The following is an 8676-nucleotide window of genomic DNA, read 5'->3' as shown; positions in this document are numbered from 1 at the left end:
GGGAGGCAAGGAGTTCGCCGTGAATGTGGAGAAACTCAGGACTGTCGACGATTGGGTGGCGTTCTATCGGCACGAGTTCGGGCTACCGGTAACCGAACGTGGCGGCTTCGTCATGCTGCCGATCACCAACCGCGTCTGCGTCGTCCACTTGCCGACCGCTCGTGCCGAAAAGGTCCGGGCCGCACTGGAACAGCAGGGTACCAGGGGGCCCATGCTGGCCAGGCAGATCCGGTGGAGCTTCCTCGCCGAACCGGACAGCAGGCCGGGGTTGCAGGTATTGGACGTGCTCAATCGTCTCGATATCGGCATCCCCGCCATAGGTAGTGCCGTGATGTTGCCGACCGGTCTCGGGCGGTGGACCCGGGAAGGGTGCTTCTGGGTATCCCCGCCGAGACGCGGCGACACGCTCCCACCGCTATCCGTCATCATCACGACGGCACTGGCGGTGGGTGCGGGCGACGGGGACTGATCACGCGCCGCGATCGGTTCCCGTTGCCGCCCGGCGCAAACCGGGTCGAGTCCGCCCCTTAATTCTGGCAGTCGGCGGGGCGGACTCGACCGCGGTGCTTCGGTGCGCGCGGGGTCGTAGGCTCGGAACATGGGTGGTGATCGGCTGAGCGATCTGCGCGGGACCTACCAGGTGCGTGCGCACCAGGTGGTGGCCGCGCCGCCCGCCGCGTTCGCCGGCCTCGACGTGCTGCGCTGCTTCGGCTTCGACGTGCTGGAACCGAACCCGGTGCGCCGCAGGAAGATTCCCGGCGGCACCGTGAAACTCGTCTTCGCACTGGAGGGGATCTTCGAGGGACGCAGTCTCGACCCGACCGCGCTGGTCATCGGTTTGCACGACCGCGCGGGCAGCGCGGGCCACGCCGGACGGATGCGCAGCGTCCAGCTGCAACTCGATCCGCTGACCGCGCGTCGGCTGCTCGGGGTGCCGCTGGACGAATTGCGCAACGCGGCAGTCCCGCTCGCCGACCTGCTCGGGCCGCCGGTGCGGCAGCTGACCGAGCGGCTCGCCGAATCCCCCACCTGGCCGACCCGATTCGCGCTACTGGGCGACTACCTGCGCCGACGCGCCCGAGACTGCGACGACCACGCCGACCGGGCGATCGTGCACGCCGTGCGGGAACTGCGCCGGTCCAACGGAATCCGGCCGGTCACCACACTGGCGGCGGAAAGCGGCTGGAGCCCACGGCATTTCCGGCGCCGCTTCGCCGAGCACATCGGATTGCCACCCAAGGACTACGGTTCGCTGCTCCGCTTCTCGGCCGCACTCGGCGCCCTGACCAGCCGACCCGACCACGACACGAGCGCACTCGCCGCCGAGTTCGGCTACTACGACCAATCCCATCTCATCCGCGACTTCCATCGCTTCGCCGGTTCCTCCCCCGGCCGCCTGCTCGGGCTGAGGGCTAGCGGTCCGGTTCGATGAGCAGCCGAGCGTAATTCGCCATGGACCGTTGGTACCTGGGTAGATGCGCGGCCAGGGCGCCGAGGACCAGCGACAAACCCTCGCGATCGCGGCCGAGGGTGGACAGGCACAGTGCCAGACATGCGCGTACGGCGTCGTCCAGTTCATCCGAGGGTGCGTCGAGTTCGCGGGTCAACAGCTCGACGCCCGCCGCGGCCTGACCGATGTTGCGCAGCGAACTGGACAGCTGGATCGTCGCGCGCCTGCGCCGATAGTCGTCGAGCCCGCCCGCCAACGCCGCCCGATACAGCGGAACCGCCTGGTCGCAATGGCCGGTCGAGTCCCAGGCGCATGCCCGCTCGAACGCTGCGCGCGGATGCTCGCCCGGCAATTCGGCGACCAGAGCGTCGATCACGGCCCGGAAATCGGCGGCGTCGTGCTCGTCGATCGTGGTCCACGCGGCCGCTACCCGATCTTCCCAATCCTGGTTCACGCCGATCACTGTCGCACAGGGTGATGTCCTATTCGTCCAATACCGCGGCGCGCGTGGACCGTAGCGTTCCCCGCACCTCGACCGCGAAGGGACTCCGCGATGTCCGCACCGCTCACCGTGCGTCTGGCCGCCCTCGGCATCGGCATCCACGCCGTCAATCACGTTCTCGTGCTGATGTTCTCACCGTTCAGCTGGCACGTGGGCACCGTGTTCCACCTGATCAGCGCCCCGCTCTACGCCGCCCTGCTGCTGCCCGTCCTACGCGGCCGCAACTGGGCCCGCATCACCATCACCGTCTTACTCGGCGGCCAGTTCCTCGGCCGATTCGTAGTGTGGGTGCTGTTCCCCACCACCGGCGCCCACCTGGCCCTCCTAGCCGGCTGGACCCTCTCCCTCGTCATCTTCGCCCTGCTCTGGGTGCCGAAATCGACCCGCCACCACTTCCGCCGCGTGCGTACCGAGATCCCGTCAGAAGCACAGTCGGCGTGACGTGTTCTATCGAGACATGCTGCGATGATGGGTGTTTCGGGCGCGGAGCTACCCGACGTCGAGCGCGCTCGCTATTCCGGTGGCCACATCCCGAATCCGATCGCACGCCTTCGGGGCTTCAGCCGCGCCAGGCGGCACGATCAGCGAGATCTGCAAGGTCCCGTCCGGTGATTCGACGGCCGCATCGCAAGCGGCAGGCATGGAACGGTAGATCGTCGCGGGCCGCAGCCCGATCGTAGTCGTCTCGACGACCTCGTTGCGCGCAGAGCCGGTCACCTCCGGCAGCTTCTCAGTGCTCGTGGTGATGCTGAGAAAGTCGGCCACCTGCGCCCCCGAAGACAGACCTCGAAAGCTGCACCCGATCTTCGTGAGACTGCTCATCGTGGTCACTTCGGTGGCATTGCGCTCGCGCGAAGCCGGATCGAAACCCGCCTCGGCGATGCGCGAATCATTTACCCGGAAACAAGGATCGAGCGCGACGACCCGGGGAACCACCCCATCGGCGGCAGGAGGCACGGCCACCCGCACCGCCCCAGGGGCAGCGACAGCGCTGGTCGCTGACTTGGACGTCGTCAGCCCGGCCCCGTTGTCGGTGTCGGAACAAGCCGTCGATACACCGAGTGCACAAACCGCCCCAACCACAACCCCCAGTGTCCGATGCCCAACCAACGGACTCCGACGATCACGCACAGTCTTCCCCCTTTGACCAGCTGAATGGTAGTAAGCCGACGGTATCGAGGTAGGGCTATGGGCTGGTGGGGAGGGGGAAGTTGAGGTAGGAGCGGGAGGGGGTGGGGCCGCGTTGGCCTTGGTATTTCGAGCCGGCGGTGGCGCTGCCGTAGGGGTGTTCGGCGGGGCTGGTGAGGCGGAGCAGGCAGAGTTGGCCGATTTTCATGCCGGGCCACAGGGTGATCGGCAGGTTGGCCACGTTGGAGAGCTCCAGTGTGATGTGTCCGCTGAAACCGGGGTCGATGAAGCCTGCGGTGGAGTGCGTCAACAGGCCGAGTCGGCCGAGGCTGGACTTGCCCTCCAGCCGGCCGGCCAGGTCGTCGGGCAGCGTGCACACCTCGAGCGTCGAGCCGAGCACGAACTCGCCGGGATGCAGCACGAAGGGTTCGCCCGCGGCCGGTTCGACCAGGCTGGTCAGCTCGTCCTGCTGCTGCGCCGGGTCGATATGGGTGTAGCGGGTGTTGTTGAACACCCGGAACATCCCGTCCAGGCGCACGTCGATACTCGACGGCTGGATCAGCGTCTCCAGCAATGGCTCGACGCCGAGACGCCCAGCGGCGATCTCCGCACGGATGTCACGATCGGAAAGCAGCACGGCAAGCAGCGTAGCGCCTGCTCGCCGCCGGTCTTCAGCCGCACATCGATGCGGCCGCGGCGATATCCTCCACTCGTTCGAGGCGGCACCGGACATTCGCGCCCGGCGCCGCCCGTGACCGAAGGGATGAACCGGATGACCGAGCCCGCACTGTTCGACCTGACCGGCCACGTGGCCGTGGTGACCGGAGGCAACTCCGGGATCGGTCTCGGTTTCGCTCGCGGGCTCGCGCGGGCCGGCGCCGACGTGTGCGTCGTCGGCCGCAACACCGAGCGCAACGCCGACGCCGCGGAGATCCTGCGCGGTTACGGCGGCCGGGTGCTCACCCTGTCCTGCGATGTCGGCGACGAACAGCAGGTGTGCGACACGATGGCCAGGGTCGTGGACGAACTCGGCCGGATCGATTCGTGCTTCGCCAATGCCGGTGTACCGCAAGGCGGTCTGCCGTTCCTGGAGACCGACCTCGCCGAATTCCGGCGAGTCACCTCGATCAACCTCGACGCCGCCTTCGTCACGCTGCGCGAGGCGGCGAAGGTGATGGTCGCGCAGGGCGAGGGCGGCAGTCTGGTGGGCACGGCCAGTCTGGCCGCCGAACAGGGTGTGCCGCGCGGCCAGTCCTACGCGGCGAGCAAGGCGGGTCTGATCGCCGTCATGAATTCGATCGCCGTCGAGCTCGGCAAATACGGCATCCGCGCCAACTCGGTGCTGCCGGGCTGGGTCGAGACACCGATGACGGACGGTGTGTTCGCCTGGGATCGTTTCCGGGAACGGGTGCAGCCCCGCATCCCGGCCAAGCGCTGGGGTACGGCCACCGATTTCGAGGCCGTCGCGGTGTATCTGGCCAGCCCGGCCAGCGCGTACCACACAGGGGACACGCTGCTGATCGACGGCGGCTACAGCAAGTTCTGACCTGGTCCGTTTTGTCCGATTTTCCAGTACTCAGCGAATACACAGCGTGGCAATGACATCCTGGGAAAGGTGACCCCGAATCCCACGCTCGTCCCGACTCCACGCCGGGTACCGCCGCTCGCGGTGGTGGCCGGGTTGCTCGCCGTGTTCATCGCCGGACTCACCGCCAACGTGGTGGCCCGCGACGGGCTCACCACGATCGACCCGGATATCGCGGACTGGGCGGTCGCGCATCGCAACGGTGTACTGACCCCGATCGCGATCACGGTCAGCAATATCGGCGGCACGGTCGCGATGACCACGCTGGCCACCCTCGCCGTGATCGCCTTCGGCTGGTTCGGGTACTGGCGCGCGGCCGCACTGGTCATCGTGACCGGTCTGCTGTCCTGGCTGTTCGTCGACGGCGGCAAGAACCTGATCGCCCGGCCGCGCCCGCCGGTGGACCTGCACGTCGTCGCCAAGACCAACTTCGCCTACCCGTCCGGGCACAGCCTCGGGTCGATGGCGATCGTCGGCATCGTGTCCGTGCTGCTGATTCCCCGCCTGCGCCGCCGCGTCGCGCGCTGGATCGCGGCGGCCGCGGCCGCCGCTTTCGTTGCCGCGGTGGGCCTTTCCCGCATCTACCTCGGTGTGCACTGGACCACCGACGTACTCGGCGGATGGGCCATCGGCGCGCTGCTGGTGATCGCGACCTTCAGCGGCTACCGCTATCTCGAAGCGCGCGAACACGATGCCGGGCGCGACGCGGCGAAACACCGGTCAGCCGTAGGGGATCCAGGTGGCGCGGCCGTCCCCGTCCCGGCACACCCGGCCGAACGGGACGTCGGCGAAGTGGATTCCGAAGGCCAGATCGCCGGTGGCGGCTAGCCGGTCGACCAGCATCCGGCGTCGGCGAATCCCTTCGGCGGGATCGAAATCCGAGCCGCACGCCCACTCCGGATGCCGCACCTGCACCGGACTGTGCAGCGCGTCACCGATCATCACCAGGCGCCGGCCCATGGACTTGAGCGCGAACGCGGTATGCCCCGCGGTGTGCCCGGGGATCTCCTGGGCACGCACGCCGGGGAAGACCTCCGCGCCGTTCACGAACGGCTGCACCCTGGCCGTGATGGCCGCCAGCATCTGCGGCGTCGTGATGCTGTTGCGCGCCCAATCCGGCAGTGCCGCGACCAATTCCGGCGGCAGGGTATGCCACCAGTTCCACTCCGCCTCGTTCACCAGATACCGGGCCGTGCCGAACGGCGGCACACCGCCCGGGCCCGGATACAACGTCCAGCCGAAGTGATCGGTGTGCAGGTGGGTGAACGCGACCGCGTCGATCCGGCCGGCCACGCCGAGCCGCGCCAGATTGCGCAGCAACGCGCCGCCGTGCGTCGCGCCCGTCATCGGGTTGCCCGGCTCGTCCGGCATGACGACCGGGCCGATTCCCGCGTCGATGAGCAGCGCGCGCCTGCGGTAGCGCACCAGCAGCGCGCCGATGCCCGCGACCAGGTGGCCGTTCTCGTCGAGGTGGTCGGCGTGGGCGGCCCAGTCCTGGGCGGTGGCGTCCGGTAACCACCCGGTCGGCTTCAGGAAGACCGCGCCGTCGGGCACGTAGGTCAACTCCATCCGGCCCAGCCGAATCGTGCGCAACCGCGGGGGGCGCCGCAACCGCTCACGCAGCGTCGCAGTGGCCGGGCGGGTACCGGGCCTGCCCGCCGCCCAGCCGTGCCTCGAATCGATCCGCGATGATGTCACGTCAATACTCCTCGGTCGAGATCTGACAGTAGCGCGCGAATACCGTTCGCGTGACCCGGCTTTCGTCGCCCTGGGGTGCGGGCCGGTGTCGGTCGAGAAAGAGAACGTGAGAACTCGAGAGTCCGTATCAAGATCGTGTCCAGCAACCTCGCGCGCGAACAGTCCGTCCAGACGTCCAGCTGGTGAACCCCGGCTGAACGTCCCCGCGCCCGGCGCACCGTCCAATACTGTCTGGCACCGAAGGGTTTTCACCGGGACAGGCGGTGCCGCCGGATCATGAGGAGGAGTTGCGGTGTTGGTCGAGGGGTTCGTCGAGCGCGGGTACGAGGACGTCCGGGCAGCGTTCGGGCAGGCGCACGAAAAGGACGCGGGCGCCGCGCAGTTGTGTGTCCATCGTCACGGCCGGGTCGTCGTCGACTTGTGGACCGGGCACGACCCGATCTCCGGAAAACCTTGGGACGCAGAGTCGCTGGTGGTCTTGATGTCCGCCTCGAAAGGGGTGGCGGCAACCTGCGTGCATCTGCTCGTCGAACGTGGACAGCTCGACCTCGATGCGCCGGTCCGGGAGTACTGGCCCGAGTTCGCCGCCAACGGCAAAGCCGATGTGACGGTCGCCGACCTGCTCACTCACCGCGCCGGACTGTGCGGCTTCGAGCCCGAATCCGGTATCCGCGCAGCGGACTTCACCGATTGGGCCCGGTGCGTGTCCGCGCTCGAAACGATGGCGCCGCTGTGGCAACCGGGTACCGCGTTCTACTACCACGCCATCACCTGGGGTTTCCTGGCCGGTGAGCTGGTGCGGCGAGTCAGCGGCAAGAATGTCGGCGACTTCCTCGCCGCCGAAATCGCCGAGCCGCTCGGATTGAGCCTGTGGATAGGTCTGCCGGAAACCGAAGAGCCCAGGGTTGTTCCACAGTTCACCCGCACGCCCTCGCCGTCGGCCGGCGAGGTGGCGGCCGTGCTCGCCAGGATGGGCATCGATCTCGAATCCCGCCTGGTGCGTAACCTTCTCGAAACCGTGGCGACCCGGGAAGCCGGCATCGAACTGCTCAACACCCGCGCCGGGCACGCGGCCGAGGTCCCGGCGGGCAACGCCATCGGCAACGCTCGCGCCCTGGCCCGCATGTACGCCGCCACCATCGGCGCCGTCGACGGCATCCGCCTGCTCACCCCCGCCACCGTCGAGCGCGCCTGCCGCCCCGGCACCGACCACCTCATCCACCCGGCGCCCATCGACCTGCTCCCCGTCACCCACCGCTTCGCCAACGGCTACGAACTCCCCCAAACCAGCAACCCCATGCTCGGCGCCACCTCCTTCGGCCACGTCGGCACCGGCGGCCGTATCGGCTTCGCCCACCCCGCTTCCGGCACCGCCGTCGGCTACACCTGCACCGACATGACCGGCGATGTAGCCGTAGGGCCGGATCCGCGTTGGACCCCCTGGCTGAATGCCCTCCACCGAGCCCTCGCCTGACGGGAAACGAGGTCTGGCGCGATTGTGATCGGTGCAGGTCAGAGGGTTCTACCTGGAGTTTTCCCCACCTGAAGACGGTTCTGCTAAAGTCTCGGGAGGTGCTTCGGCATCCTGCCGATGTAGTTCAATGGTAGAACTTCTGCTTCCCAAGCAGACAGCGCGGGTTCGATTCCCGTCATCGGCTCAGCACGGCTCCGATCTGGTGGTTCAGGTCGGAGCCGGTTTTCGTTTCGGGGTTACCCACTGCGGCAATGTTGTTCAGGGGGTGGGGGTTTCGGTGGCCGGGACGAGGCAGAGGTAGGGCTTGCCTGCGTAGGTTCTCGCGCCGTCGACCAGGCCTGCTTCGGCTGGCGTGCGGCAGCGCACGTAGGGCTTGCGGCGGGTGTAGGAGACGTCCTGGTGGCGTAGGGCAGCCGCCTCGTCGGCGAACGTTTGATGGCATTGCGCGCAGTGGCACACGTTGTGCGCGCTCAACGGCCACTGGTGGTGGCAGCCTCGGCACTTCACCATCTCGGCCGACATCGTGGCCACACTCCTTACCGACCCTCATCAGATACTCCGCCACGGGAGCTCCACCACGGTAGGTGCCGGCCCGGTGCGGTTCTTGCCGAGGATAATTTCCACACCCCCGGTGAGCAAACCCGTGCAGCGCGGATGATGCAGCAATGCAACAACATCCGCAACCCGCTCGCGACATCCGCCGCATTTCGGCGACCCGCACACCTGCGCCCCGCGCGCCCCACCACCCCGCACACTTCAGCATCCCCCCGCACTTCCCAGTGCCCGTGCACGTTTCAGCGTCCCGCGCACGTGTCGGTCGACTGACACGCACGCGGAAT

The 8676-nt window shown here is 68.0% G+C and carries 11 protein-coding genes and 1 tRNA gene; 7 read left to right on the top strand and 5 right to left on the bottom strand.

Features of this window, described 5'->3' with window-relative positions; genetic code table 11:
• Positions 1–469 (top strand): hypothetical protein (locus NBRGI_RS36715; protein ID WP_235211229.1); only part of this gene is annotated, 469 nt, incomplete at its 5' end.
• A gap of 129 nt (positions 470–598) precedes the next feature.
• Positions 599–1432: an AraC family transcriptional regulator gene (locus NBRGI_RS36710; RefSeq protein WP_051728312.1), complete on the top strand. Its 834-nt coding sequence runs from the start codon at positions 599–601 to the stop codon at positions 1430–1432.
• Here NBRGI_RS36710 and NBRGI_RS36705 read toward each other — a convergent pair.
• Positions 1413–1904: a tetratricopeptide repeat protein gene (locus NBRGI_RS36705; protein ID WP_051728313.1), complete on the bottom strand. Its 492-nt coding sequence runs from the start codon at positions 1902–1904 to the stop codon at positions 1413–1415. The two genes, NBRGI_RS36710 and NBRGI_RS36705, sit on opposite strands and share 20 nt — an antisense overlap.
• A 99-nt stretch (positions 1905–2003) precedes the next feature.
• On the opposite strand from NBRGI_RS36705, the gene NBRGI_RS36700 reads away from it, so the two are divergent.
• Positions 2004–2393, top strand: coding sequence for a hypothetical protein (locus NBRGI_RS36700; RefSeq protein ID WP_029901817.1), 390 nt, complete (start codon positions 2004–2006; stop codon positions 2391–2393).
• A 48-nt stretch (positions 2394–2441) separates the two neighbouring features.
• On the opposite strand, the gene NBRGI_RS36695 is transcribed toward NBRGI_RS36700, so the two are convergent.
• The gene (locus NBRGI_RS36695) at positions 2442–3035 is read right to left on the bottom strand and encodes a DUF3558 family protein (RefSeq protein WP_158439995.1); all 594 of its coding nucleotides are present in this window, start codon (positions 3033–3035) and stop codon (positions 2442–2444) included.
• A 103-nt stretch (positions 3036–3138) separates the two neighbouring features.
• On the bottom strand, positions 3139–3717 hold the full coding sequence (gene dcd / locus NBRGI_RS36690; protein WP_029901812.1) for a dCTP deaminase: 579 nt from the start codon (positions 3715–3717) through the stop codon (positions 3139–3141).
• A 135-nt stretch (positions 3718–3852) separates the two neighbouring features.
• Between dcd and NBRGI_RS36685 the strand changes: the two genes are divergently transcribed.
• Both NBRGI_RS36685 and NBRGI_RS45710 read left to right on the top strand, forming a co-directional pair.
• Entirely contained in the window at positions 3853–4626 is a 774-nt protein-coding gene (locus tag NBRGI_RS36685; protein ID WP_029901810.1) for an SDR family NAD(P)-dependent oxidoreductase, read from the top strand.
• A gap of 69 nt (positions 4627–4695) precedes the next feature.
• Positions 4696–5493 (top strand): phosphatase PAP2 family protein, encoded by a 798-nt coding sequence (locus tag NBRGI_RS45710; RefSeq protein ID WP_051728311.1) that lies wholly within the window; start codon positions 4696–4698, stop codon positions 5491–5493.
• On the opposite strand, the gene NBRGI_RS36675 is transcribed toward NBRGI_RS45710, so the two are convergent.
• Complete coding sequence (locus NBRGI_RS36675) at positions 5386–6363, bottom strand: MBL fold metallo-hydrolase (protein ID WP_235211228.1); 978 nt, start codon at positions 6361–6363, stop codon at positions 5386–5388. The two genes, NBRGI_RS45710 and NBRGI_RS36675, sit on opposite strands and share 108 nt — an antisense overlap.
• Positions 6364–6655: 292 nt before the next feature.
• Between NBRGI_RS36675 and NBRGI_RS36670 the strand changes: the two genes are divergently transcribed.
• Positions 6656–7837 carry a serine hydrolase domain-containing protein gene (locus tag NBRGI_RS36670; protein WP_200882273.1) on the top strand — a complete coding sequence of 394 codons (1182 nt, stop codon included), beginning with the start codon at positions 6656–6658 and terminating at the stop codon, positions 7835–7837.
• Positions 7838–7950: 113 nt separating this feature from the next.
• Positions 7951–8021 (top strand) — tRNA-Gly (locus NBRGI_RS36665).
• A gap of 74 nt (positions 8022–8095) precedes the next feature.
• Here the strand turns inward: NBRGI_RS36665 and NBRGI_RS36660 are convergent.
• Positions 8096–8359, bottom strand: coding sequence for an FDXHR family putative zinc-binding protein (locus NBRGI_RS36660; RefSeq protein ID WP_014988890.1), 264 nt, complete (start codon positions 8357–8359; stop codon positions 8096–8098).
• Positions 8360–8676: the final 317 nt, after the last annotated feature.

Source organism: Nocardia brasiliensis IFM 10847 (genome assembly GCF_000710915.1).
GTDB classification, from domain to species: domain Bacteria; phylum Actinomycetota; class Actinomycetes; order Mycobacteriales; family Mycobacteriaceae; genus Nocardia; species Nocardia brasiliensis_A.
The sequence above is the reverse complement of the archived record's forward strand: the minus strand, read 5'-3'. Positions and strand labels throughout refer to the sequence as shown.

Coding starts and splice junctions, on each gene's coding strand:
- NBRGI_RS36710 (WP_051728312.1), top strand. CDS start 599: ATGGGTGGTGATCGGCTGAGCGATCTGCGCGGGACCTACCAGGTGCGT.
- NBRGI_RS36700 (WP_029901817.1), top strand. CDS start 2,004: ATGTCCGCACCGCTCACCGTGCGTCTGGCCGCCCTCGGCATCGGCATC.
- NBRGI_RS36685 (WP_029901810.1), top strand. CDS start 3,853: ATGACCGAGCCCGCACTGTTCGACCTGACCGGCCACGTGGCCGTGGTG.
- NBRGI_RS36660 (WP_014988890.1), bottom strand. CDS start 8,359: ATGTCGGCCGAGATGGTGAAGTGCCGAGGCTGCCACCACCAGTGGCCG.